This is a genomic window from Pseudomonas sp. EA_35y_Pfl2_R5, from assembly GCF_963970805.1.
Lineage (GTDB): Bacteria > Pseudomonadota > Gammaproteobacteria > Pseudomonadales > Pseudomonadaceae > Aquipseudomonas.
This window is the reverse complement of sequence record NZ_CAXAOW010000012.1, coordinates 70,596-93,831: the sequence shown is the minus strand read 5'-3', so window position 1 is coordinate 93,831 and position 23,236 is coordinate 70,596. Positions and strand designations below refer to the sequence as shown.

Below are 23,236 nucleotides of genomic sequence, written 5' to 3'. Positions count from 1 at the left end.
GTAGCGTCAGTCACGGTAGCTCTCCGCAGGAAAAGTCGCGCATTCTAGCCCATTGCACGCCCCGCAGAGCTCAACCCATGTAGCATGAGAAAGCTGAACCTAAAGTCTGTTGCTGCGCGACTCATTGGCCGACGGTTCATCACGTTTGATACGCAATTCGCGCAGCACAGCGATGGATATCGCCACGGCGAACAACAGCCAGAAATGTTCGGAAAACAGTGCAATTAGGTTCATATTGCAGCTCCTTTGCGTGTAATCGCCGGTCCTCGGCAGCCCCTCGATTCTGCTCGCCGCATAGGCAGCATGCAAGATCATCGACACCAAAGGTTCACAGCAGCGCAGCACAGGCGGACAATGAATGGACTGTCCATGCCAGCCTGGAGTTCCTGCCATGTCCACCCCTAAAACGATGTTCGCCCTCACTGGCCGCAGCCATGCGCCCGCCAGCCTGAGTAATGCGACCTTGCTGATCATTGATGCGCAAGAGGAATACCGCAGCGGCGTGTTGCAATTACCGGGGCTGGATGCCGCGCTGGAGGAAATCGCCAAACTGCTGGCCGCCGCCCGTGAACGGGGTAGCGCCATCGTTCACGTCAAACACCTGGGTATTCCCGATGGCCTGCTCGACCCCCGCGGCCCACGTGGCCTGCACCTGCCGGAAGCAGCACCGCTGCCGGGCGAAATCATCGTCGAAAAACGCATGCCCAACGCCTTCAACGGCACTGACCTGCATGAGCGCCTGCAGGCCCTGGGGCATCTGGACCTGATTGTCTGCGGCTTTATGACCCATTCGAGCATCAGTACCACGGTGCGCGCGACCAAGGACTATGGTTATCGCTGCACCGTGGTCGATGCCGCCTGCGCCACCCGCGACCTGCCGACGCTCGACGGCCAGGTGATCAGCGCCGCCGAGATGCACCGCGCCGAAATGATTGCCCTGGCCGACAACTTTGCTGCCGTGGTGCCACACGCCAGCGCCTTGATCTGAATACGCGCCAGCGCACAGCAGTTCACAACTAGTCTATGAGCGCGAAGGCGCAGTTGAACCACGCTAGCCCTGGCCGGTCATACCGCCGATAGCCACCGAGGAAATAGGCATGAGGAAATCGGAATGAAGCACTCCGATGGTTTTGATGCACGCCGTCTGCGCCCACGCAATGCCGGCAACTGGCGTTTGCGCCTGGGCGCAGGTCTCGCGGCGTTGTTCGCCACGTTCGGCGTGTTGCTGAGTATGGCGGGCATTGCCACCTTTCTCGGTCGGCCGGCCTCGCTTGGCCCACTAAACGAGTCGCCGGCCGCTGCCAGCATTGTTGTCATCAGCGGTCTGCTGTTGCTGAGTTTCGGCGTGACGCTCTGGCGCCGTTGCCGACGCCGCCTGCGCCGCCCCAGCGATCTGAGCATGGCCCCACACCTGATGAAAAAGCGCGACTAGCACCAGGCAAACACGAGAGCCGGCAGCTTGGGTACACTAGCGGCCTTCGCGGAGGCCCTAATGCAAGACGACCCTAAAGACGATAACGAAAGCGCTTTGTTTAAAGCCGAGTTGCGCGGCGTTAAGCCAATCAAACATGACCGCGCCGACACCGGTAAACCGAAACCCAACCGTGCCCAGCTGGCCACCCTGCGCCAGGCGGCCACCGCGCGTGTGGACTCGGTCAAAGTCGATGGCCTGTCCGACCAGTTTGTCATCGACGTAGGCGCCGAAGACCCGCTGTACTGGGCCGCCAATGGCGTGCAGGAAGGCCAGATGCGCAAGCTCAAGCTGGGTCAGATCAGCTTTGAAGGCAGCCTCGACCTACACGGCATGAGCGTGGAAAAAGCCCGCGACACCCTGTGGGAATTTATCGCCGAGGCCAACAAACTGGAGGTGCGCTGCGTGCGCATCACCCATGGCAAAGCGGTACGCATGGACGGCCGCAAGCCAATGATCAAAAGCCACGTCAACACCTGGCTGCGTCAACACCCACAGGTACTTGGCTTTACCTCCTGCCTGGCCAAACACGGCGGCACCGGTGCGGTATATGTGATGCTCAAACGCACCATGATGGATGGTCGCGACGAATAAGCCCCTGTAGCTGGCGGCCTGCGCACTTGCCAGCCCGACCCTCGCGGCCTAACCTGCGCCCTTTAGAAAGACCTACGAGATTGTCCATGTCCCTGGAACAGAACTACACCGCGATCCTTGGCCAGCTCGGCGAGGACGTATCCCGCGAAGGCCTGCTCGACACGCCAAAGCGCGCTGCCAAAGCCATGCAGTACCTGTGCAAGGGCTACCAGCAAACCCTAGAAGAAGTCACCAATGGTGCGCTGTTCAGCTCCGACGCCAGCGAGATGGTGCTGGTCAAGAACATCGAGCTGTATTCGCTGTGTGAGCACCATCTGCTGCCCTTTATCGGTAAGGCTCATGTGGCCTATATCCCCAAAGGCAAGGTGCTTGGGCTGTCGAAGGTCGCGCGCATCGTCGATATGTATGCGCGTCGCCTGCAAATCCAGGAAAACCTCAGCCGGCAGATCGCCGAAGCCATCCAGCAGGTCACCGGTGCCCTGGGCGTGGCAGTGGTGATCGAAGCGCAGCACATGTGCATGATGATGCGCGGCGTGGAGAAGCAGAACTCCTCCATGGTCACCTCGGTGATGCTTGGCGAGTTTCGCGAAAACGCGGCTACACGCAGTGAGTTCCTCAGCCTGGTCAATAACTGATCAAGCTTGTGACACAGAGAAACCGGCCTTGTGCCGGTTTTTTTCTGCCTGCACGCTTTTAAGCAAGTAAAGCAGCGAGGTTACGCCGCCCTGTTGACCCTACCATCCCTGAGCGTGGTCGCATCTCGAACCGGAAAAATCCACGAATATTCTGCTGAGGCTAGCCAGACGCAGTCAGCCCATGGCTTAGGGTTCGAGCAGTTTGTCGAGGGTAATCGGCAACTGACGGATGCGTTTACCCGTGGCGTGGTAAACAGCGTTGGCCACAGCGGCGGCTACGCCGACAACGCCGATTTCACCGACGCCCTTGGAACCCAGCGAGTTGACCACCTGATCGTCCTCGTCAACGAAGATCACCTGGATTTCGCCAATATCGGCCTGCACCGGAATATGGTATTCGGCCAAGTTGTGGTTCATACAGCGGCCGAGGGTGTGATCCACCTTGGCTTCCTCATGCAGGGCCATGCCTACGCCCCACACCACTCCACCGAGAATCTGGCTACGAGCGGTCTTGGCGTTGACCACCCGACCAGCAGCCACGGCGCTTACCACGCGGGACACGCGCACGCAGCCAAGGGCTTCATCCACCTCGACTTCAACGAAAGCCGCAGAGTGTGTGGCACTGGCGAAGTGCTCGCGTAACTTTCCGGGCTGCGCTTGTACCTGTGCCTCCAGCGTTCCGTGGCGAGCGGCCAGAGCGCACAGTTCAACGCCGCGCTGAGCATCACTGCCCTGCTGGATACGGCCGCCTGCGCAACACAGTGTTCGCGCATCGCTAAACGGCGCATCCGCCAGTTGTCGTGCGGCTTCGCACATGCGCTCGATCAAGGCAAGACAGGCTTCACGCACGGCGCTGCCGACTGAGGAGACGGTAAACGAGCCGCCCTGCAACGGTGCGTCAGGCAGGTCGGAGTCACCCAGCCTGAATTCAACCAGGGCTGGGTCCAGCCCCAGGGTTTCTGCGGCAATCTGGGTCATGGCCGTGGCGGTACCCGGGCCGATATCGCAAGTGGCGCTGGAGACGATGATGCGGCCACTGGCGGTGAGCGTGGCGCGGGCGCTAGCCGGCATCTGCATGGCTTCCCAGACGCCGGTGGCCATGCCGTAGCCGACCAGCTGTTCACCCCTGCGCATGCTGCGCAGCTGCTTGCTGCGGCGCTCCCAGCCAAAAGCCTTGGCACCCTGCTCGTAGCAGGCACGCAGCTCCTTGCTGGAATAGGGTTTGCCCTCGTTCAGGTTGCTTTCGCTGTAGTTGATCAGGCGCAGCTCCACCGGGTCGGTATCGGTGGCCCAGGCCAGTTCATCCATCGCTGATTCGAGCGCGAACAGTCCGGTGGCGCCGCCGGGCGCACGCATGTCCAGCGGCGTGTAGACGTCCAACGGTACCAGGCGATAGCCGAGCCGCAGGTGATCGCAGTGATAGAGCATGCCCGACCACTCGGCAACATGTTCGGTGAAGTCTTCGAAGCGCGAGGTCTGGCCGATCACCTCATGCACCAGGCCATTGAGGCGACCATCACGCCAGGCGCCGAGCTGCAGACGCTGAAAGGTGCGCGGACGATAGCCAAAGGTGAACATCTGCTGCCGCGTCAGGGTCACCCTTACGCTGCGCTTGAGCAGTAGCACGGCCATCGCCGCCAGTGGCAGCTGATATTGCGGGCGCAGCCCCGAGCCGAATGCGCCGCCGACGAAGGACGAGAGGACGCGCACCTTGCTAGGTTCGAGCTTGAGCACACTGGCCAGGTACTGCTGGCTGTTCTGTGGGCCTTGCGTCTTATCGTGCACCAGCAGCTTGCCGTCTGCCTGGTAGATCACTGTCGAAGCATGCGGCTCCATGGGGTTGTGGTACTCGTTGGGCAGCTCGTAGCTAAGGTCGAGCCGCACATCCGCAGCGGCGATGGCGGCGTCGGCATCGCCGCGATTGTTCGGCAGCTCAGCGGGCGCAGGATGGGAAGCGTCCAGCAGCGGCTGCAGATCGGTTTGATGAGAATGAGCCTCGTACTCGACCTGCACCAGCGACGCGGCATAACGGGACAGCTCCAGATTGTCGGCCACGACCAACGCCACCGGTTGCCCGCTGTAGCGAATCCGGCCATTGAACAGCGGCCGAAACGGCGAGCCGTCGGCCGCGTCGTCGTCCTCGTAGCTTTCGTCATCCTCGGCCAGCGGCGGACGGTTCTCATGGGTCATCACCAGCACCACGCCGGGCAGTGCCAACGCCGCGCTGCTGTCGATAGCGCGGATGCGCCCCCTGGCGATGGCGCTGCACACCACACTGCCATGCAGTAATGCCTCTGCCGGTTGGTCAGCGGCGTAGCGCGCCAGGCCTGCGACCTTGAGCGGCCCATCGACGCGATCAAGCGGTTTGCCAAGCATTGCGCTAGTCATGAGCTCACTCCTGCGGCTGCGTTGCTCAGCGCGCGCACGATGGCGCGGCGTGCCAGTTCGACTTTAAAGGCGTTATGCGCAAGCGGCTGGGCCCCGTGCAGCATCTGCTCGGCGGCCTGGGCAAAGGCCTGCGTGCCAGGACGCTGCCCCACCAGCACAGCTTCGGCGGCGGAGTTGCGCCAAGGCTTATGGGCGACTCCGCCCAGGGCCAGGCGGGCCTCCAGGATAGTGCCGTCGGCATCCAGCTCCAGGACGGCCGCCACCGAAACCAGGGCGAAGGCAAAGGAGGCCCGGTCACGTATCTTCAGGTAGGCGCTGTGGTCGGCGAAACCGCGCGCGGGAAGCTCCAGTGCCAGTATCAACTCATCATCGTCGAGCACGGTATCCTGCTGGGCACGCTCGCCGGGCAGGCGATGGAAATCGGCAAAGGCGATGCGCCTTTCGCCGCCCTGCCCGACCACCACAACCTGCGCATCAAGCGCGGCAAGCGCCACGCAAAAATCCGACGGATGCACGGCCACACACTGCTCGCTGGCACCGAACAGCGCGTGGTAGCGATTCAAGCCATCACGGGCCGGGCAGCCACTGCCAGGTTCGCGTTTGTTGCAAGGCGTCTGGCTGTCGTAGAAGTAATGGCAGCGCGTGCGTTGCAGCAGGTTGCCGCCGACGGTCGCCATATTGCGCAGTTGCGGTGACGCGCCGGAAAGCAGTGCCTGAGCAATCAGCGGGTAACGTGCGGCTACCTGCGAGTGCCACACCAGATCGGCATTGCTCACCAGCGCGCCGATGCGCAGGCCGCCGTCAGCACTTGCCGTGATCTCGCGCAGTGGCAGCGCGTTGATATCGATAAGCCGCTGCGGGCGCACGAGGTTTTCCTTCATCAGGTCGACCAGGTTGGTGCCACCGGCGATAAAGCGGCTGTCCGGCCCGGCCAGGCTCAGCGCTTCAGGGATGCTGTGCGGTTTGCTGTAAGCAAAGGGAATCATCAGCGGCTCACCTCATCGCAGTCGGCCAGCACCTGCTCAATCGCGGCGAGGATGTTGGGATAGGCGCCGCAACGGCATAGATTGCCGCTCATGCGCTCGCGCAGGTCGCTGTCTTTATCGATGTGCCCTTCGGCGATCATGCCCAGCGCCGAACAGATCTGCCCTGGCGTGCAATAGCCACACTGAAAGGCATCCTGCTCAATAAAGGCCTTCTGCATCGGGTGCAGTTCGCCGTTCTGCGCAAGGCCTTCAATGCTGGTCAACTCATGGCCGTCGAGCATCACCGCCAGCAGCAGACAGGCATTGACCCGGCGCCCGTCGAGCAGAACCGTGCAGGCACCACACTGGCCATGGTCGCAGCCTTTCTTGGTGCCGGTCAGGTGCAGTTGCTCGCGCAGCAAATCGAGTGCGGTGACCCACGGATGGGCTTCGACTTGCACGGCTTGGCCGTTCAGGGAAAAGGCAATAGCTCGACGTTCAAAGCCGTCGTTACTGATCTCGCTCATGGGCCACCTCGATCTGTCGGATGTCTTCTACGTCCGTCGAAACTATGAGGTGCACGCTGCGCAAAACGTTCAGGTCAAACGAGGAGCGGTGGCTGAGCGCCGCTCTCGGTTCGTGCCACTTGGCATTTGAGTAAAACCTTCTACGCATGACTGCGGTCGACAGATTGAACAGTCGCCGCGGCCACCCGGCCGTTGGAGGGAAGAAATGACCATTCGATGCTTGATCGCAGGTTGTCTCTGGTCACCGGGCACCGCCATCCGCATGGGCAGGGAAATCCTTCTGTGCCAGCGCTGCAGTCGTTGCGGCAGTTTCCATTACATACCGGGGTCGCTGATGGAGGACGGCCATCATGCCTAGAGCCATCTGGAAAGGCGCCATCAGCTTCGGCCTGGTGCACATCCCCGTCGCCCTGAGCTCCGCCACCATGACTCAAGGCGTGGACTTCGACTGGCTGGACAAACGCAGCATGGAGCCAGTCGGTTACAAACGGGTGAACAAGGCGACCGGCAAGGAAGTGAGCAAGGAAAATATCGTCAAGGGCGTGGCCTATGAGAAGGGCCACTATGTGGTGCTCAGCGCTGAGGAAATCCGGGCCGCTCACCCCGAGGCAACCCAGACCATCGATATTTTTGCCTTTGTCGACAGCGAACAGATTCCGTTGCAGCACATCGACACGCCCTACTACCTCGCCCCTGACCGCCGTGGCGAAAAGGTCTACGCGCTCTTGCGCGAGGCTCTGAGCAGCACCAACAAGGTGGCGCTGGCCCACGTGGTGCTGCACACCAAGCAGCATCTGGCCGCACTGATGCCGCTTGAGTCGGCCCTGGTACTGGTGATGCTGCGCTGGCCCAGCGAAGTGCGCAGTCTGGCGTCACTGGAACTGGGCGCGGCGGTGAGCAAACCGAAACTGGCCAAGAACGAGCTGGACATGGCCAAGCGCCTGATCAAAGACATGAGCGGCGACTGGCAGCCGGATGAATACGTCGACGAATTTCAGAATCGCATCATGGAGCTGGTGGAACGCAAGGCCAAGGCCGGCAAGATCGAAGTGGTGGATCGCGTCGAGGGTGAAGACAGCCGCCGCAGCGCCGATGTCATCGACCTCACTGAACTGCTCAAGCGCAGCCTGGGTGGCAAGCCGACGGGCAAAACACCGGACAAGAGCAGCGGCTCGCGCAAGCCCGCAGCCAAGACTAAACGCAACTAAGGCGGAGCGACGAGCATGGCCAAGGCGCAGAGTGACTACAACCGCAAACGCAACTTCGAGCAGACCAGCGAACCCCGTGAACAGCCGCGCAGGCGTGGCAGCAAGGCCGGCGCCCTGCGCTTCGTGATTCAGAAGCACGATGCTCGCCGTCTGCATTACGACTTTCGCCTGGAGCTCGACGGCACCCTGAAGAGCTGGGCGGTGCCCAAGGGCCCGAGCCTGGACCCACGCGACAAGCGTCTGGCGGTGCATGTAGAGGACCACCCGCTGGATTACGCCAGCTTCGAAGGCAGCATTCCCGAGGGCAATTACGGTGCCGGCGATGTGATCGTCTGGGATCAAGGCGTCTGGCAACCACATGACGACCCGGCAAGTGCCTATGCGGCTGGCAAGCTCAAGTTCAGCTTGATCGGCGAAAAGTTGAACGGCGACTGGGCGCTGGTTCGCACCCGCTTGCGCGGCAGTGGCGACAAGGAACAGTGGCTGCTAATCAAGGAACGTGACGACACGGCGCGCTCCAGCGCTGAGTACGACATCGTCAATGAACAGCCGCAGAGCGTTATCAGTGGCGCACTGGTGGGAGGGCTGAGCAAAACCGCCAAGGGTAAAAAAGCCGCGAGCACGCCTAAGCCCGCAGCCGCTGCCAGCGACTTTCCTGCCAGCCTGGCACCGCAGTTGGCCACCCTTACCGACCGGCCGCCGGAAGGCGACTGGACGTACGAGGTGAAGTTCGATGGCTACCGAATTCTCGCCCGCATCAGCAATGGCGAGGTGCGTCTGTTCACCCGCAATGGCCATGACTGGAGCGAACACCTGCCGTTGCAGGCAGAGGCACTGGCCAAGCTGGGCCTGCACGACAGCTGGCTCGATGGTGAAGTCGTGGCGCTGAACGAGATGGGCCTGCCGGATTTCCAGCAGCTGCAGAACGCCTTCGATATCGGCCGCAGCCATGACCTCGTCTACTACCTGTTCGACGCGCCCTTTATCAACGGCGAGGATTTGCGGCAAACCCCGCTGGAGCAACGCCGCGCCCAGCTCAAGCAGCTTCTGCCGGGCTCGCGAAAAGGCCCACTGCGCTTCTCCGCCGACTTCAACGCGCACCACCAGGACATTCTCGACAGCGCCTGCGCCATGTCACTGGAAGGTGTGATCGGCAAGCGCATGGGCAGCACCTACGTGTCGCGGCGCAGCGCCGACTGGATCAAGCTCAAGTGCCGCCTGCGCCAGGAGTTCGTCATCGTTGGTTTTACCCAGCCCAAGGGCAGCCGCAGCGGGTTAGGTGCGCTGCTGCTGGCGGTAAATGACGACACCGGCCTGCGCTATGCAGGGCGTGTGGGCAGCGGGTTCGGCGAGGCGGCGCTGAAGACGCTGCATCAGCGCTTGCAAAAACTGGCGCAGGCCGATTCACCACTGGCGCAGAAACTCACCAGCGCGCAGGCCCGCGGGGTCAACTGGATCAAGCCGGAGCTGGTGGGCGAAGTGGAATTTGCCGAGTGGACGCGCGAAGGCATCGTGCGCCAGGCCAGCTTTCTCGCCCTGCGCAGCGACAAGCCGGCCAGTCAAATCATCCGTGAACATCCCCAGTGGCCTGACGCCAAGCCGGAAAAAGCCGCCGAACCCGCCAGCACCAACGCGGCCGGCAAGCCAGTGCTCGCAGGTGTTGCGATCAGCAATGCACAGCGGGTGATCGACCCGCAGAGCGGCACCAGCAAGCTGCAACTGGCGCAGTTCTACGAGAGCGTGGCCGATTGGCTGCTGCCGCATCTGGACGGGCGCCCGGTGTCGCTGGTGCGTGCGCCGGACGGCGTTGAAGGCGAGCAGTTCTTCCAGAAGCATGCCGAGCATCTGGCCATTGCGCATATCAAGCATCTGGACAAAAAGCTCGACCCCGGCCACGCGGCGCTTATGGAAATCGACAGCCTGCCAGCGCTGATCGGCGCCGCGCAGATGGGCTGCATCGAGCTGCACACCTGGGGCGCCAGCAGTACGCGCATCGACACGCCCGACCGCTTCGTCCTTGATCTCGACCCGGACCCGGCGTTGCCATGGCGCAGCATGCTCGAAGCCACCCACCTGACCCTGGGCGTACTGGACGAATTGAACCTGCAGGCGTTTCTCAAGACCAGCGGCGGCAAGGGCATCCATATTGTCGTGCCACTGGCGCGCCGCGCCGACTGGGACACCGTCAAGGCCTTCGCCAAAGCCATCGCACAGTTCATGACCAAACAACTGCCGGAGCGGTTTACCGCAACGTCAGGGCCGAAGAACCGCGTCGGCAAGATCTTCATCGACTACCTGCGTAATGCGCGCGGCGCCAGTACCGTCGCGGCCTACTCGGTACGCGCCCGCCCGGGGCTGCCGGTTTCGGTGCCGATCAGTCGTGACGAGCTGGACCAGGTTCGCAGCGCGCAGCAGTGGACAGTCGCCAACCTCATGCAACGCCTTGAGCAACTCGAACGCGACCCCTGGCATGGCTACACCCATCAGCAGCGCCTCAACCGTGGCATGTGGGACAAGCTTGGCGCCACCCCACCTTGATCCCCAGGAGCACAGCGGTGACCCATCAGGAATCTGTCCTTGTGGCCTCTGCGCAGCCCACACAACTGGATCGCGCGCTAGACGAATTTAGCCGGCGTGCGTGCGAGCAGGCCAACGACGCTGTACCGCAGCAGATGCGTGCGCTAATGGCGGCAGGCCTGGATAAGCTGCCAGCGCCGGGCCGGGGGGAAACCCTGCGGCGCTGGCAGATGCTGGCCAAGGTAGCGGCCGCGGACTTGTCGCTGCTCAAACTGTACGAAGCACACACGGATGCCAGGGCCATTCTGCAAGAGCTTGGCAGCAGCGAAGCGGCGACGGGATTATGGGCCGTCTGGGCAGCAGAACCGCCTCAGGCGCGGGTGGAAATTGCCACACGCAACGCTGACTGCGTGATCCTATGCGGACGCAAAGCCTGGTGCTCGGGCGCCTTGCATGTCGACCACGCGCTGATGACGGTGTGGGACGAACAGGACCGCTCACAGTTGGTGGCGCTGGCGCTCAACCAGCCTGGCGTAACGGTGACCCGCGAGGGCTGGCAGGCGGTAGGAATGGCCGCAGCCGCCAGCTTCGAGATCCACCTCAATGGCGCCAGTGCCCTCTGTATTGGTGAGCCGGGGGCTTATACCGCACGCCCCGGTTTCTGGCATGGTGGCGCCGGCATTGCCGCCTGCTGGTACGGCGCCGGCGTGGCGATCGCCCGGCATGTGCAGCGAAACGTGCGCGACGACCCACATTCACTGGCGCACCTGGGCGCGCTGGATACGGCGCTAAGCGGCGCTCGGCAGGCTCTATATGCCTGCGCCAGCTGGATCGACAAGCAGCCCAGCGCGGCTGCCGAATACCCTGCCCGCCTGGTTCGCGCCCAAGTAGAGGCGGCACTGGAACGGGTCATGCGCCACTCGGGCCGCGCGCTGGGCGCCGCCCCTTTCTGCCGCGACCCGCACTTCGCCCGCTTGCTCGCCGACCTGCCGGTGTTTCTGCGCCAAAGCCATGCCGAGCGTGATCTCGAACGCCTGGGTGAACTGCGGCTGCAGCGCGGCGACAAGGACTGGAATCTGTGAGCGAACACGTCAACCTGATTCAGGGCCAGGGCACATCAGCCCAAGCCTGGGCCAGCTCGCAGCGGCTGGCCGCGCTGCCGCTGGTCTCGCTCGACGAGCTGATCGCCCCGGGTTCGCGACTGGCCATTGTGGCGCCTCACCCGGACGATGAAGTGCTGAGCTGCGGCGGGCTACTCGCGCAACTGGCGGCGAAGAACGTACCGATCAAAATTGTCGCCGTCACCGATGGTGAAGGCAGTCACCCCCACTCCACGCTCTGGCCGGCAGATAGCCTGCGCGCAATCCGCCAGCGGGAAAGCCGCACGGCACTGCGGTGTCTGGGCCTCTCAGCGCAGCGCATCGAGTGGGCACGGCTGCACCTGCTCGACAGCAAGGTGGCGCACGACGAGCCACGTCTGCGCGCGCACCTTGAGCAGGCACTGCCAGGCTGCAGCCATGTCATCACCACCTGGCGCGCTGACGCTCACTGCGATCATGACGTGGTCGGGCGCGTCACCGCCGCTGTTGCCCAGACCACAGGCGCGAGGCTTTACGAGATGCCGGTCTGGGCATGGCACTGGGCGACGCCAGAAGACTCGCGCATCCCCTGGGAACGCGCCTGCAAGTTCCAGCTCGACGAGCAGACCTTGGCCCGCAAGCGCCTTGCCCTGCGCGCGCACCGCTCGCAGCTGCTGGCCGACCCGTCTACCGGGGCGGCGCCGATACTCACCGAGCGCACTCTTGCGCGTTTTTCCCAGCCCTATGAGGTGTACTTTCGATGAGCCTGCCTGCCGATTATTTCGACGCGCTGTACGCCGCCAACGACGATCCCTGGCACTTTCGTAGCCGCTGGTACGAATCGCGCAAACGTCAGCTGACGCTCGCCTCCCTGCCGCGCCAGCGTTATCAGCGGGTTTTTGAGCTGGGCTGCGCCAACGGCGAGCTGAGCGCAGAGTTGGCGCAACGCTGCGAGCATCTGCTGTGCTGTGATGCCAGCCAACGAGCAGTCGCGCTGGCCCGCGAGCGCCTGGGGCATTGTGCCCATGCACAGGTCTACGCGGGGCAGCTGCCGCAGTGCTGGCCAGAGCAGCGCTTTGACCTGATCGTAATCAGCGAGGTTGGCTATTACCTTGACCGGCAGGCGCTGGCCGACTTGCTGCAACGCTGCATCGCCAGCCTTAGCCCCAGCGGTCATCTGCTCGCCTGTCACTGGCGCCATCCCATCGAAGGCAGCCCGCTCGACGGCGAGCAGGTACATCAGTTGCTGCGGCAGACGCTGCCGTTCGAACAAATCGTCTTTCACCAAGAGAAAGACTTCGTGCTGGAACTTTGGAGCGCCTCACCGTTCGCCATGAATTTGCACGAGGTCGCCCTGTGATCGGCGTCGTGGTACCCGCCCACAATGAGGAAGCACTACTGGGCCGTTGTCTGCAATCGCTGTACAACGCTGCCCGCCACCCCGAACTGCATGGCGAGCCGGTATGCATCGTGGTGGTGCTGGATGCCTGCACCGACGCTTCGGCACAGATCACCCAGCAGCATCAGGTCATCAGCCTGAGCATTGCGGCGCACAACGTCGGCCTGGCCAGACGCGCTGGCGCAGCCCACTGCATCGCCCTCGGCGCACGCTGGCTGGCCTGCACCGATGCCGACAGCTGCGTGGCTGCGGACTGGCTAGTGCAACAGCTGCGACACGAGGCGGACGTGGTCTGCGGCACGGTCCACCTGGATGATTGGGAAGACTATGACGAGGCCGTCCAACGCGCGTATCACCAGCGTTACCAGCCAGGCGACAGTCACCGCCATATACACGGTGCCAACCTTGGCATCTGCGTTGAGGCCTATAAACGTGCCGGCGGGTTTCCACCACTTCGCGCCCATGAGGATGTGCGGCTGATCGAGTCGCTGAACAACATTGGCGCGCGCATCGTCTGGAGTGGCAGCAATAGCGTGGCCACCAGCGCTCGCCGCGATTCCCGCGCGCACGGCGGATTTGGCGACTACCTGCAGCGTCTGGCGCAATCGCTGGAAGCGGATCGCTGCGGCCAGCGCTGAAAACTCGCAAAGCGAAACCGATCAGCGATGGCGACGCCATCTGCCTGTAATCACCAAGCGGCGCGAGGCGCTACCGCTGCTCCGAAGGTGTGAACTTCGCGGCAAGGCTGTTCCTCCTAAATAGTGACTCCAGTCGACCCCGCAGCCAGAGGCTTTGCGTTTCTGGCGGCTGCAGGTGACAGCCACTAACCAAGGAGAACTGCCATGAAACGTTATGCTGGCAACCAGTACAGCATGCAGAACCCCCTGACGCAGTACCCACAACCGGAGTTCCCGGCGCAGCACCAACCCGAGCCAGGACTGGACAGCAAGATGAGGCCCGAACCGGATCACGGCGAAGCAAGCTATGTGGGGTTCGGCCGGCTAAAAGGCCGCAAAGCCCTGATCACGGGTGCCGACTCTGGCATCGGCCGAGCGACGGCCATTGCCTATGCCCGTGAAGGCGCGGACATCGTGCTCAACTATCTGCCCGAAGAGGAATCCGACGCCCAGGAGGTCGTGGCGCTGATCACTGCCGAAGGTCGTCGAGCTATCGCTCTGCCCGGTGATTTGAAGAACGAAGCGTTCTGCAAGTCCCTGGTCGGCAATGCCGTAGAGGCGCTGGGCGGGCTGGATATTCTGGTCAACGTCGCCGGCAAGCAAATCGCCCAGCACCACATCAGTGAGCTGAGCAGCGAGCAGTTCGACCACACCTTCAAGACCAATGTCTACGCGCTGTTCTGGCTGTGCAAAGCCGCCGTGGCCCATATGCCACCGGGCGCCACGATCATCAATACAGCGTCGATCCAGTCCTACGACCCTTCGGCAACCCTGCTCGATTACGCCTCGACCAAAGCCGCCATCGTTGCCTTCACCAAGGCGTTGGCGTCGCAAGTGATCGATCAGGGCATCCGCGTCAACGCTGTTGCACCTGGCCCGATCTGGACCGTGCTGCAGCCCACCGACGGCCAGCCCGCGGAAAAAATCCCCACGTTCGGTGCCCATGTGCCGATGAAGCGGCCGGGTCAACCGGCCGAATGCGCGCCGCTGTATGTACTGCTGGCCTCCCAGGAATCGAGCTACATCACTGGCGAAGTGTTCGGCGTTACCGGCGGCAACCCACTGCCTTGAACAGCCGGGGCACGGGCAGCGACACGACTCACGTTATCCAGCCCCGTCTTTCGGGGCTGAAGATCGAGCGAATTAGCCATGAGCACAACAGTTGCAGAGTTCATCGTTGAACGCCTCTATCAGTGGGGCGTGCGCCGTATCTATGGTTATCCCGGTGACGGCATTAACGGCGTGTTCGGCGCGCTAGCGAGCGCCGAAGGCGAGATCCGCTTTACTCAGGCGCATCATGAGGAGATGGCGACCTTTACAGCCGACGCCAAGCTTTCCGCCGAACTGGGCGTCGGCATCGCAACTTCCGCTCCTGGTGCCGCGCACATGCTGACCGATCTCTACAATGCGCGTATGAATCCTATGCCGGTGCTGGCCATCGTCGGCCAACAAGCACGCAACGCCCTTGGCGGCCACTAGCCACCTGGTGGACCGCAGCATTCGCACAGTGCGGGAGCGCTACCAAGCTGATCGCGGTTTGCCGTTGGGCGCAGCCGCTACGCCAAGGCGGGGAAACTCGGGTAAGCTGCGCGCCCCTGTTTATCGACTCAAGGTTTGCTCCCGCATGATTATCAAGGCACTGCGCATCGGCCTCGGCCAGTTGATCGTCTTCCTCGATTGGATCAGCCGCCCGGCCAAACTCAAACGCACCAGCGAAGCTCAGGCTGCGGTCGAGAAAAACGCCAGCAACCTCGCGCTGTATCAGTTCCACGCCTGCCCGTTCTGCGTGAAAACCCGCCGCACCCTGCACAAGCTGAATGTGCCCGTGGCCCTGCGCGACGCGAAAAACGACGCACAGGCGCGCAGCGAGCTTGAGCAACAAGGCGGCAAGATCAAGGTGCCGTGCCTGCGTATCGAAGAAAACGGCCAAAGCACCTGGCTGTATGAATCCAAGGCGATCATCGCTTATCTCGACGAGCGCTTCGCGGCAGCCTGAACAAACAACCGGGGCCGCTAAGCTGCCCCGGTTGTTTCAGCGATATGGTTGATCACTCAACCCAATGTATTCAGTTCGCCAACACCCGCACCTTACCCACCATACCGGCCTGGTAGTGGCCGGGAATCAGGCAGGCAAAGTCGAATTCACCAACACGGTTGAAGGTCCAGATAACCTCCTCCCGCTGTCCCGGTGCAACATGCGTCATATCCGCTGATTCATGCTGCATGCCTGCTGATGTCACCATCATCGCAGCATGCTCCTGCAACTCAGCCAAGGTACCGAGCACAAACTCGTGCATTACCTGCCCTTCATTGCGATGGATAAAGCGGATGGTTTCGCCCTGCTTGACTTCAAGCTGGTCGGGGCTGAAACGCATCTGATCACTCATGCTGATCTCGATGGTACGGCTGACCTGCTCCGCTTCTCCGACAATACCCCAGGCTTTCTGCTGTTTGGCCGGCGCTGCCGCGTGATGTGCGCCGTGATGTTCGCCAGCAGCCAGCGCAGCATCGACCTCCAGCAGAAGGCCCAGACTCAACAGCAACGCGACAGAAATTGAAGAGGTATGCATGGTTACGTTCTCGAATTAGAAACTGAATAAACGCTGTGAGCAGACCGCTCCACAGAGCTAGCCGCGACAGCAAGACAATCTTCAGGCGAGAAATAACCGCGGCGGACGTTCGAGGGGGTCGCTGATAAAGCCGATAAACTCATCCAGCCGCCCCAGAGAGGGCTCGACCGCTTGCAGTGGAGTATTACTGGTAGCCACAGCGTTCAGAGCCACCGCACCGACACAGAAGGCGCAGAGGCTGCACAGACTGTTATCGGCGGCAGACACAGACTTACTGGAGCTGTCGCTGGGATGGTGTTCACCATAAACAGAAGCCTCGGCAGCCTGAGCCATGATCATTGCGCCGGGATGATACGCCGCCATCTGCGGGTCAGCCTGGGCCATCAACCCGCTCTGCTGGGTTACCGCGCATAACTGCATGCTGATGGCAGCCATGCTCTGCGCCGGGAGGGCGAGCATCAGCATCCAGATCAGAGCGGTACGCAGTGAGCACATAGCAGCGGAGGTTATCGTGGACAGTGGCATGGAGGCGGATTATCCGCCCAACAGGCTATTTGTCCACACCCGAGCATGGGCAAAAGCCCCCGTAGCTGGCTATGATCGGAGCCCATGACCAACACCCCACCCTTGCGCCAACCCTGCCCACCCGGTGCCTGCGATTGCGGGCGCGAGCAGCTGTTGCAGCAAGCCAACAGCGATGTGCGCATCCTGTTACTCACCCGCAACGAGGAAAAGCGCCTGCTAGAGCGCCTGGAAAACCTGGAAAGCCTGGCGGACCTGGAAAAGCTGCAGCGGCGCATCTACGAACAACTCGGCGTGCGCGTCGCCGTCGCCCCCGGCTTTAATGAGGTGCGCAGCATGCGCGGCATCGCCATCCAGATCGATGAACTGCCGGGGCTGTGCCGCAAAACTCGTCAGGCGATTCCTACCGCCATTCGGCGCGGTTTGGAAAAACGTCCGCAGATTGCCTACGACTTGCTTAACGCCCATGACTTGTTTCGGGATATTTGAAGTTATGGTTGGGTCGCGGATGCTTGTAACCACATACCTCCCTGTTTGCACGGCGCGCCGATTAATGCGTCTAGTGAGAGCCAACAAGTGTTAGTTGCCATTTCTTCTCGATTCTCAGCACTAAACAATCACGACGAAATAGTCTTCTCGCCCTCATCCTTGCCCTCGCGGGAAAGATGCTCAATTACCGCATTCATCTCCGCGCCGAACAGCAACACCGCCGAGGAGATATACAGGTACATCAGGAAGATAATGATGGCGCCGATGCTGCCGTATGTGGCGTTGTAGTTGGCGAAGTTCTGCGCGTAGTAACCAAAGCCCAGCGACGCCCCTATCCATACCACTACCGCGAGCACCGAACCGGGGGTAATAAACCTGAACTCCTGCTGCACATCCGGCGCAACGTAATACACCACCGCCACCACCAACATCAGCATCCCCACCACCAGCGGCCAGCGCAACCACGTCCAAATCTCGATAACCAGCTGTTCGATACCGAAATAATGCGCCAACCAACTCAGCACCTGCGGCCCCAACACCATAAAGCCCGCCGCCAAGAGCAGGGTTGCAGCAATCACCACCGTGTAGAGCAGCGACAACGGCAAGCGCTTCCAAGCCGGCCGCCCCTCCTTTACTCCATAGGCCTTGTTGGTGGCGTCCATCACCGAGCGCACCGCCGCAGACGCCGTCCATAGCGCCAGCAAGATACCCAGGGAAAACAGCCCTGTCTTTTGCGTCTGCAGTTGTTCGATGACCGCGTCAATCAGCTCCATCGCCGTCTGCGGCATCATCAATGCTGCTTGCTGACGCAGCCAGTCGAAGAAGGGTTGCAGATCCAGCACGCTGATCAGCGCGACCAGAAACAGCAGGAAGGGAAACAGCGAAAAGAACAGTTGAAAAGCCAAGGCCGCGCTATAGGTCGGCAGCTCGTCCTTGATGAAATCGGCCACCGTGCGCTTGATCACCGTGCCAAATTTGATGCCCTGTAAATCTGGAAAAAAACGCATACCGCCTCCCCAAAATCGCTTGATCGCGTGCTGCTCACTAGATTTTGGAACGGGCCTGACGCCACTGAGTTCAGAGCATATCTATCACCCCGCACGGCGAAGTTCGGCAGACATGGATCTAATCAACTACTACCCTCGCCCGCCAATACCCGCGTTGCCTAAGGCTGCAGCTCAACGCGGGTGCAGCAACAGGGCAAACAGTTCGGCGTGACCGCTGACGTTGAGTTTGTTGTAAAGGTTGCGCCGGTGCACCTTCACCGTTTCCGGGGAAATGCCCAGGCGCTGGGCGATGGCCTTGCTGGAAAAGCCCTGCAGGATCAGGCGCGCGGTTTCGATTTCCCGCTCCGTCAGGCGCGCATCCAGGCTGTCCAGCAATGCCAGCAGGTCGCCCGCCGCCGGAGCGACCTTACCCTCAGGTGGTAGCAGCTGCACATGTCGGCGCATGGCCGCCAACACCCAGTCACGCACACACAGCAAACGCCCTTGCTCCTCGGCGCTAAAGGCGGTGGCGCGCCCCAGCGACAGGCCCAGCACCACGCCGTCGAGGGTGCAGAAGAACTGCAGCTCACCGATGCCGATCACCGGGTGGAAGTAGCTCAGGTAGTACTCGCTGTGCTGAAACTGATCGGGGGCGACCGATTCAAGGCTGTGCAGGCCATCGGCGATGCCGTTGCAGGCGGCCTGGTAGAAGGGGTCGAGCAAATACATGCCGGCGCAGTAGTCGGCCAGACCCTCGCGCTCATCCACCTCGGCACGAAACTCAAAATCGGCCAGCAGCGTGGGCACCCGGCCTGTTTGCATCAGAGTCACCAGGGCGTTGTCCAGCGGCACCAGCAGGCGCAGGGTGTCCACCAGGCTGCGCCAGAAGTTGTCCTGACCAACGGCGGCGAACATCCGCGCCAGGCTCTGGTGCATGGGCAACTCTTTCAACAAGGCGTCCACTGACTACCCCTTTCGCGTAACCCGTGATGGGAATTGGTCTGACCCCGGCGCGGCACTAGCCTGGGGTCTCCTGAATCAACCGGCCTGCAGCAGGCCAGGAGTGCCGCATCATGCGTCGTCAGCACGCGCATCTCAACCTTGCAATCGTCCTTGGACTCAGCCTCTGCCTGTCGACGTCGATAGCAACAGCCGCAGCGGCTACGCCAACCGTGCATGTGTACAACTGGTACGACTATATCGGCCCCACCACCCTCGCTGACTTCAAGCGCGACCTGGGCATCACGCCGATCTACGACACCTTCGACAGCGCCGAGGCCCTGGAGAGCAAGCTGCTCACCGGCCGCAGTGGTTACGACGTGGTGGTGGCGAGCAACTTCAGCCTGCCGACCCTGATCAAGGCCGGCGTACTTGAGCCGCTGGACCCGACCAAGCTGCCCAACCTCAAGCATCTGGACCCGGAGTTGCTGGCCAAGCTGGCCAACAACGACCCCGGCAACCGCTACGCCGTGCCCTATATGTGGGGCACCAACGGCATCGGTTACAACGTCGACAAGGTGCGCGCTGCGCTCGGTGACAACGCCCCGGTCGATTCCTGGGACCTACTGTTCAAGGAAGACAATCTGGCCAAGCTCAGCCAGTGCGGCGTCGCCCTGCTCGACTCGCCATCTGAGATTCTACCGATTGTGCTGAATTACCTGGGCTTGCCGCCCAACAGCACAGACCCGGCGCACTACCAGCAGGCCGAAGCGCTGCTGCTCAAGCTGCGCCCGCATATCGCCTACTTCAACTCGTCGAAGTTCATTACCGACCTGTCCAACGGCGATATCTGCGTTGCTGTGGGCTGGGCCGGCGGCATGCTCGATGCCAAGGCCAGCGCCGAAGAAGCCAACAACGGTGTGCACATCGAATACAGCCTGCCGAAAGAAGGCGCGCCGGCGTGGTTCGACACCCTGGTACTGCTCAAGGACGCGCCGCATCCCGAACAGGGCTGGGCCTTTATCGACTACCTGCTGCGCCCGGAAGTGGTCGCGCCGATTACCGACTACCTGCGTTACCCCAACGGCAACCGTAGCGCCACGGCCCTGCTCAACCCGGTAACCCGCAGCAATCCGGCGGTTTATCCACCGGCAGAAGCCATGGCCAGGTTGTTCAGCCTGCAGCCTCTGCCAATGAAGGCCGAACGCATCCGCACCCGCGTGTGGAGCAAGGTCAAGAGCGGCCGCTGAGTCAGCCAAACCTCGTTTGCAATAACCCCGCTATTGAGAAAGAGCAGTGAGAAAGACCATGAGAGAAACAATGAAGCCCCGTGCCCGCGATCTGCATATCCAGTTCGGCCAACTGCAGCCTGGCCCGTTCAATGCCATCACCGATGTACCCGGCGTGCGCGTCGGCCACTGCGATATACGTGGGCGCAACGCCGCGAGCCGCGACATCAACACCGGGGTCACGGTGATCGAACCGCGCCCCGATTCCACCACCGAGCAGCCGTGCTTTGCCGGCGTGCATATCCTCAACGGCAATGGCGACGCCACCGGCCTGGAGTGGATTCGCGAAGCCGGACTGCTGACCAGCCCGATAGCCTTTACCAACACCCACAGCATCGGTGTAGTGCGCGATGCGCTGATCGCCCTGGACCGAAAGAAGCAGCCCGCGGATGGGCGTTTGTACTGGAATATGCCGGTGGTGCTGGAAACCTTCGACGGCCTGCTCAATGACATCAACGGCTTTCACGTGCGCCCCGAGCATGTCGCCGAGGCGCTGGAATCCGCCAAGAGCGGCCCGGTAGCCGAAGGCGCGGTCGGCGGCGGCAGCGGCATGATCTGCCACGAATACAAGGGCGGCATCGGCACGGCTTCACGTCGCCTGAGCGCGGCGCAAGGCGGCTGGACAGTCGGTGCCATCGTCCAGGCCAACCACGGCACGCGCCGTGAACTGCGCGTGGATGGTTATCCGGTGGGGCGTTATATGGAAAAAGCCACTTCACCCTTCCTGCGCGCCGACCTGCCGCATCCCGGCATGGGCTCGATCGTAGTTTGCCTCGCCACCGACGCACCGCTGCTGCCGCACCAGTGCACACGCCTGGCCCAGCGCGCCAGCATCGGTATCGCCCGCACCGGCGGCGGCAATGAGGATTGCAGCGGCGATATCTTTATCGCCTTCTCCACTGGTAACCAGCAGATTGAGGCCACCGCCTATGAGCGCAAAGGTGCGTTCACCTGCGACGGCCTGCGCATGGTCAACAATGACCATATCGGCGACCTGTTCCTCGCTGCCTCAGAGGCCGTTGAGGAAGCCATTATCAATGCGCTGCTGGCGGCCAATACGATGGAAGGCAATGGACATAGAGTTCAGGGGCTGGACCGCGAAACCCTGCTCGAAGCCCTGCAAAAAGCCGGCTGGCCTGGCGCGCAATAACCAGCGCGTTAACACTTATGGAGGGCTGCGAGATGGGCAGCCCGCCGCAACACCTAAGGAGCGCTTGTGAAGATCGAATTGATGCAACTGGCCGGTCGCGATGGCGACACCGCCTACAACTTGCAGCGCACGCTACAGGCCATCGCCAGCTGTGCCGACGATGCGGACCTGCTGGTGTTTCCCGAAACCCAGCTAACGGGTTTTGTTAACGCCGAGCAACTTGCCGCAGTTGCCGAGCCGCTCAATGGCCCGAGCCTGCAGGCGGTGCAACGCGCCGCCCGTGAGCGCAATGTCGCAGTGGTGTTAGGTCTGGCGGAAAATGACGCCGGCACCTTCTACAACACCTCGGTGCTGGTGACGCCGGAAGGCATTGCCCTGAGCTACCGCAAAACCCACCTGTGGCCCGATGAACGCGGGCTGTTCGTACCGGGTGATCGCTTTACCACGGTGCTCTGGCGCGGCGTGCGCGTCGGCCTGCTGATCTGCTACGACATCGAACTGCCGGAAACAGCCCGCGCGCTGGGCCAGCTGGGTGCCGAGCTGATCCTGATCACCAACGGCAATATGGATCCCTACGGCCCCGTCCACCGCACCGCAATCATGGCACGCGCCCAGGAAAACCAGGCGTTTGCCGTGATGGTCAATCGTGCAGGCACTGGTGATAACGATCTGGTATTCGCCGGCGGCAGCGCCGTGGTCGATCCCTTCGGCCGGGTGCTGTACGAAGCCGGCCGCGACGAATGCCGACAACTGGTCAGCCTGGACTTCGACCAGCTACAAGCCGCCCGCCGCGATTACAACTACCTCAACGACCGCCGCCTGCGGCTGACTGGCGAGCTGATCGAACACCCCGGTGGGCGCCGCGAATGGTTAATTACCTAGCCGGCTGCCGCCGCTACGAAACACGTGCAGCATAAGGCTGCTTCAAACGTGGACAGTTGGGACACAGTTCCACCCCAGGCAGCACGTAGCGGATGCAGCACATACGGCGCTGCCGCCACGGGCGCACCTGACCGTCGGCGTGCTCGATATCGATATAACGGATCGGCGCGTACAGCGGGTTGCGCGAGCCATCTGGGCGCTGCGCGGTGCTCAGCAAGCGCTCGCCATCAAGCAGTAGCTGTGGCTGATCGCTGCGTTTTTGCAGCTGCCCAAGCCAGGCCTCGAAATAGTTGCCGGCATTGCTCCAGAGCACCTTCGCGGATACCCCGGTATGGGCACAGAGCGCCTGGATAAACGGCTGCAGATTGTCATCCAGCAGATGAGCAAAGCGTTCAAAGGGATTTTGCGGCGATGGCAGCGGCTCACATGGCCCGGGCAGCTTGAACACCAGCGGTAAGCCTTCGCTGTCAACGACGATCGACAGCTGCTCGAGCTGCAGCGGCATGCGCTGATCCAGTAACAGCGCCGCACTGATCACCGGTGGAAACAGACGCATAAAGTATTGATTGGCCCAGATCGAGGCCAAGCCGCGCTGATCTGCCGCGGCGAATTGTGGACGGAAGCGCGCCATCAAGGCACTCAACGTCTGTGGCTGAAGAAATTCCACACCACTGATGGCCTCACGCGGATCATCCGCCGCCACCAAGACATTGCGGTAACGCGCCAGATCACCACTGAACAGCGTGGCCAGCCCGGACAGCATCTCCCCTGCCACGTGGGTATCCGTTGGGGTCGCTTGGTCAGCCATGACAGACAAACGCTGCGGCTCAGGCGCAGCGTTGTTCTCGGGAAAATCCTTGGCGCGCAATGCCTTTACTCGTCAAAAAGGCCAATAGTAACGCTAACGATTAGCGTTTGCGAAATACTGTTTCATTACTTAAGATGCAGC

26 protein-coding genes and 1 pseudogene are annotated in these 23,236 nt (G+C 62.0%); 18 read left to right on the top strand and 9 right to left on the bottom strand.

The window, feature by feature from the left end:
• Positions 1 to 99: 99 nt before the first annotated feature.
• Entirely contained in the window at positions 100 to 234 is a 135-nt protein-coding gene (locus AACX99_RS17765; protein ID WP_339413749.1) for a hypothetical protein, read from the bottom strand.
• A gap of 157 nt (positions 235 to 391) precedes the next feature.
• Here AACX99_RS17765 and AACX99_RS17760 point away from each other — a divergent pair, with 157 nt between their 5' ends.
• From AACX99_RS17760 to folE, 4 genes are all read left to right on the top strand, one after another.
• Complete coding sequence (locus AACX99_RS17760) at positions 392 to 988, top strand: cysteine hydrolase family protein (RefSeq protein ID WP_339413748.1); 597 nt, start codon at positions 392 to 394, stop codon at positions 986 to 988.
• A gap of 123 nt (positions 989 to 1,111) precedes the next feature.
• Positions 1,112 to 1,432: a hypothetical protein gene (locus tag AACX99_RS17755; protein ID WP_339413747.1), complete on the top strand. Its 321-nt coding sequence runs from the start codon at positions 1,112 to 1,114 to the stop codon at positions 1,430 to 1,432.
• Positions 1,433 to 1,492: 60 nt separating this feature from the next.
• A complete protein-coding gene (locus tag AACX99_RS17750; RefSeq protein WP_339413746.1) occupies positions 1,493 to 2,065 on the top strand; it encodes a Smr/MutS family protein in 573 nt (190 codons plus the stop codon).
• 86 nt (positions 2,066 to 2,151) lie between these two features.
• A complete protein-coding gene (gene folE, locus AACX99_RS17745) occupies positions 2,152 to 2,700 on the top strand; it encodes a GTP cyclohydrolase I FolE (RefSeq protein ID WP_339413745.1) in 549 nt (182 codons plus the stop codon).
• 186 nt (positions 2,701 to 2,886) lie between these two features.
• Here the strand turns inward: folE and AACX99_RS17740 are convergent, their stop codons facing one another.
• Genes AACX99_RS17740 through AACX99_RS17730 form a run of 3 tightly spaced genes read right to left on the bottom strand, consistent with a single transcriptional unit; the run spans position 2,887 to position 6,580 of the window.
• Positions 2,887 to 5,088 (bottom strand): xanthine dehydrogenase family protein molybdopterin-binding subunit, encoded by a 2,202-nt coding sequence (locus AACX99_RS17740; protein WP_339413744.1) that lies wholly within the window; start codon positions 5,086 to 5,088, stop codon positions 2,887 to 2,889.
• On the bottom strand, positions 5,085 to 6,074 hold the full coding sequence (locus tag AACX99_RS17735; protein ID WP_339413743.1) for an FAD binding domain-containing protein: 990 nt from the start codon (positions 6,072 to 6,074) through the stop codon (positions 5,085 to 5,087). The genes AACX99_RS17740 and AACX99_RS17735 overlap by 4 nt, the downstream gene beginning before the upstream one ends.
• A complete protein-coding gene (locus AACX99_RS17730) occupies positions 6,074 to 6,580 on the bottom strand; it encodes a (2Fe-2S)-binding protein (protein WP_339413742.1) in 507 nt (168 codons plus the stop codon). The genes AACX99_RS17735 and AACX99_RS17730 overlap by 1 nt, the downstream gene beginning before the upstream one ends.
• A gap of 205 nt (positions 6,581 to 6,785) precedes the next feature.
• Between AACX99_RS17730 and AACX99_RS17725 the strand changes: the two genes are divergently transcribed.
• The 10 genes and pseudogenes from AACX99_RS17725 (at position 6,786) to AACX99_RS17680 (ending at position 15,456) form a co-directional block, all read left to right on the top strand.
• A complete protein-coding gene (locus tag AACX99_RS17725) occupies positions 6,786 to 6,938 on the top strand; it encodes a PSPA7_2676 family Cys-rich small protein (protein WP_339413741.1) in 153 nt (50 codons plus the stop codon).
• Positions 6,931 to 7,788, top strand: a complete 858-nt coding sequence (ku, locus tag AACX99_RS17720; protein WP_339413740.1) for a non-homologous end joining protein Ku — start codon at positions 6,931 to 6,933, stop codon at positions 7,786 to 7,788. The genes AACX99_RS17725 and ku overlap by 8 nt, the downstream gene beginning before the upstream one ends.
• A 15-nt stretch (positions 7,789 to 7,803) precedes the next feature.
• A complete protein-coding gene (gene ligD, locus AACX99_RS17715; protein WP_339413739.1) occupies positions 7,804 to 10,326 on the top strand; it encodes a DNA ligase D in 2,523 nt (840 codons plus the stop codon).
• Positions 10,327 to 10,367: 41 nt separating this feature from the next.
• Complete coding sequence (locus tag AACX99_RS17710; RefSeq protein ID WP_445261886.1) at positions 10,368 to 11,387, top strand: acyl-CoA dehydrogenase; 1,020 nt, start codon at positions 10,368 to 10,370, stop codon at positions 11,385 to 11,387.
• Positions 11,384 to 12,148 (top strand): PIG-L deacetylase family protein, encoded by a 765-nt coding sequence (locus AACX99_RS17705; protein WP_339413738.1) that lies wholly within the window; start codon positions 11,384 to 11,386, stop codon positions 12,146 to 12,148. The genes AACX99_RS17710 and AACX99_RS17705 overlap by 4 nt, the downstream gene beginning before the upstream one ends.
• Positions 12,145 to 12,744 carry a class I SAM-dependent DNA methyltransferase gene (locus tag AACX99_RS17700; protein ID WP_339413737.1) on the top strand — a complete coding sequence of 200 codons (600 nt, stop codon included), beginning with the start codon at positions 12,145 to 12,147 and terminating at the stop codon, positions 12,742 to 12,744. The genes AACX99_RS17705 and AACX99_RS17700 overlap by 4 nt, the downstream gene beginning before the upstream one ends.
• Complete coding sequence (locus tag AACX99_RS17695; protein WP_339413736.1) at positions 12,741 to 13,421, top strand: glycosyltransferase; 681 nt, start codon at positions 12,741 to 12,743, stop codon at positions 13,419 to 13,421. The genes AACX99_RS17700 and AACX99_RS17695 overlap by 4 nt, the downstream gene beginning before the upstream one ends.
• A 204-nt stretch (positions 13,422 to 13,625) precedes the next feature.
• Positions 13,626 to 14,531, top strand: coding sequence for an SDR family oxidoreductase (locus AACX99_RS17690; RefSeq protein WP_339413735.1), 906 nt, complete (start codon positions 13,626 to 13,628; stop codon positions 14,529 to 14,531).
• A gap of 78 nt (positions 14,532 to 14,609) precedes the next feature.
• Positions 14,610 to 14,936 (top strand): annotated as a pseudogene (locus AACX99_RS17685) (thiamine pyrophosphate-binding protein); the annotation flags it as partial.
• Positions 14,937 to 15,084: 148 nt separating this feature from the next.
• A complete protein-coding gene (locus tag AACX99_RS17680; protein WP_339413734.1) occupies positions 15,085 to 15,456 on the top strand; it encodes a glutaredoxin family protein in 372 nt (123 codons plus the stop codon).
• Positions 15,457 to 15,526: 70 nt separating this feature from the next.
• On the opposite strand, the gene AACX99_RS17675 is transcribed toward AACX99_RS17680, so the two are convergent.
• Positions 15,527 to 16,030, bottom strand: a complete 504-nt coding sequence (locus tag AACX99_RS17675; RefSeq protein ID WP_339413733.1) for a cupredoxin domain-containing protein — start codon at positions 16,028 to 16,030, stop codon at positions 15,527 to 15,529.
• A gap of 81 nt (positions 16,031 to 16,111) precedes the next feature.
• Positions 16,112 to 16,555, bottom strand: a complete 444-nt coding sequence (locus AACX99_RS17670) for a hypothetical protein (protein WP_339413732.1) — start codon at positions 16,553 to 16,555, stop codon at positions 16,112 to 16,114.
• 84 nt (positions 16,556 to 16,639) lie between these two features.
• Here AACX99_RS17670 and AACX99_RS17665 point away from each other — a divergent pair, with 84 nt between their 5' ends.
• A complete protein-coding gene (locus tag AACX99_RS17665; RefSeq protein ID WP_339413731.1) occupies positions 16,640 to 17,041 on the top strand; it encodes a hypothetical protein in 402 nt (133 codons plus the stop codon).
• Positions 17,042 to 17,169: 128 nt separating this feature from the next.
• Here AACX99_RS17665 and AACX99_RS17660 read toward each other — a convergent pair whose 3' ends face one another.
• Positions 17,170 to 18,048 (bottom strand): YihY/virulence factor BrkB family protein, encoded by an 879-nt coding sequence (locus AACX99_RS17660; protein WP_339413730.1) that lies wholly within the window; start codon positions 18,046 to 18,048, stop codon positions 17,170 to 17,172.
• A gap of 171 nt (positions 18,049 to 18,219) precedes the next feature.
• The gene (locus AACX99_RS17655) at positions 18,220 to 18,990 is read right to left on the bottom strand and encodes a helix-turn-helix transcriptional regulator (protein ID WP_339413729.1); all 771 of its coding nucleotides are present in this window, start codon (positions 18,988 to 18,990) and stop codon (positions 18,220 to 18,222) included.
• 110 nt (positions 18,991 to 19,100) lie between these two features.
• On the opposite strand from AACX99_RS17655, the gene AACX99_RS17650 reads away from it, so the two are divergent.
• From AACX99_RS17650 to AACX99_RS17640, 3 genes are all read left to right on the top strand, one after another.
• Positions 19,101 to 20,216 (top strand): polyamine ABC transporter substrate-binding protein, encoded by a 1,116-nt coding sequence (locus AACX99_RS17650; protein WP_339413728.1) that lies wholly within the window; start codon positions 19,101 to 19,103, stop codon positions 20,214 to 20,216.
• Positions 20,217 to 20,286: 70 nt separating this feature from the next.
• The gene (locus tag AACX99_RS17645) at positions 20,287 to 21,405 is read left to right on the top strand and encodes a DmpA family aminopeptidase (RefSeq protein ID WP_339413727.1); all 1,119 of its coding nucleotides are present in this window, start codon (positions 20,287 to 20,289) and stop codon (positions 21,403 to 21,405) included.
• 66 nt (positions 21,406 to 21,471) lie between these two features.
• Entirely contained in the window at positions 21,472 to 22,287 is an 816-nt protein-coding gene (locus AACX99_RS17640; RefSeq protein WP_339413726.1) for a carbon-nitrogen hydrolase family protein, read from the top strand.
• Positions 22,288 to 22,300: 13 nt separating this feature from the next.
• Here the strand turns inward: AACX99_RS17640 and fhuF are convergent, their stop codons facing one another.
• A complete protein-coding gene (fhuF, locus tag AACX99_RS17635; RefSeq protein WP_339413725.1) occupies positions 22,301 to 23,155 on the bottom strand; it encodes a siderophore-iron reductase FhuF in 855 nt (284 codons plus the stop codon).
• Between the last annotated feature and the right edge of the window lie 81 nt (positions 23,156 to 23,236).

What these genes read in the sequence shown, in the direction of transcription:
- AACX99_RS17765 (WP_339413749.1), bottom strand. Translation starts at nt 234, where the DNA reads ATGAACCTAATTGCACTGTTTTCCGAACATTTCTGGCTGTTGTTCGCC.
- AACX99_RS17760 (WP_339413748.1), top strand. Translation starts at nt 392, where the DNA reads ATGTCCACCCCTAAAACGATGTTCGCCCTCACTGGCCGCAGCCATGCG.
- AACX99_RS17755 (WP_339413747.1), top strand. Translation starts at nt 1,112, where the DNA reads ATGAAGCACTCCGATGGTTTTGATGCACGCCGTCTGCGCCCACGCAAT.
- AACX99_RS17750 (WP_339413746.1), top strand. Translation starts at nt 1,493, where the DNA reads ATGCAAGACGACCCTAAAGACGATAACGAAAGCGCTTTGTTTAAAGCC.
- folE (WP_339413745.1), top strand. Translation starts at nt 2,152, where the DNA reads ATGTCCCTGGAACAGAACTACACCGCGATCCTTGGCCAGCTCGGCGAG.
- AACX99_RS17740 (WP_339413744.1), bottom strand. Translation starts at nt 5,088, where the DNA reads ATGACTAGCGCAATGCTTGGCAAACCGCTTGATCGCGTCGATGGGCCG.
- AACX99_RS17735 (WP_339413743.1), bottom strand. Translation starts at nt 6,074, where the DNA reads ATGATTCCCTTTGCTTACAGCAAACCGCACAGCATCCCTGAAGCGCTG.
- AACX99_RS17730 (WP_339413742.1), bottom strand. Translation starts at nt 6,580, where the DNA reads ATGAGCGAGATCAGTAACGACGGCTTTGAACGTCGAGCTATTGCCTTT.
- AACX99_RS17725 (WP_339413741.1), top strand. Translation starts at nt 6,786, where the DNA reads ATGACCATTCGATGCTTGATCGCAGGTTGTCTCTGGTCACCGGGCACC.
- ku (WP_339413740.1), top strand. Translation starts at nt 6,931, where the DNA reads ATGCCTAGAGCCATCTGGAAAGGCGCCATCAGCTTCGGCCTGGTGCAC.
- ligD (WP_339413739.1), top strand. Translation starts at nt 7,804, where the DNA reads ATGGCCAAGGCGCAGAGTGACTACAACCGCAAACGCAACTTCGAGCAG.
- AACX99_RS17700 (WP_339413737.1), top strand. Translation starts at nt 12,145, where the DNA reads ATGAGCCTGCCTGCCGATTATTTCGACGCGCTGTACGCCGCCAACGAC.
- AACX99_RS17690 (WP_339413735.1), top strand. Translation starts at nt 13,626, where the DNA reads ATGAAACGTTATGCTGGCAACCAGTACAGCATGCAGAACCCCCTGACG.
- AACX99_RS17680 (WP_339413734.1), top strand. Translation starts at nt 15,085, where the DNA reads ATGATTATCAAGGCACTGCGCATCGGCCTCGGCCAGTTGATCGTCTTC.
- AACX99_RS17675 (WP_339413733.1), bottom strand. Translation starts at nt 16,030, where the DNA reads ATGCATACCTCTTCAATTTCTGTCGCGTTGCTGTTGAGTCTGGGCCTT.
- AACX99_RS17670 (WP_339413732.1), bottom strand. Translation starts at nt 16,555, where the DNA reads ATGCCACTGTCCACGATAACCTCCGCTGCTATGTGCTCACTGCGTACC.
- AACX99_RS17665 (WP_339413731.1), top strand. Translation starts at nt 16,640, where the DNA reads ATGACCAACACCCCACCCTTGCGCCAACCCTGCCCACCCGGTGCCTGC.
- AACX99_RS17660 (WP_339413730.1), bottom strand. Translation starts at nt 18,048, where the DNA reads ATGCGTTTTTTTCCAGATTTACAGGGCATCAAATTTGGCACGGTGATC.
- AACX99_RS17650 (WP_339413728.1), top strand. Translation starts at nt 19,101, where the DNA reads ATGCGTCGTCAGCACGCGCATCTCAACCTTGCAATCGTCCTTGGACTC.
- AACX99_RS17645 (WP_339413727.1), top strand. Translation starts at nt 20,287, where the DNA reads ATGAAGCCCCGTGCCCGCGATCTGCATATCCAGTTCGGCCAACTGCAG.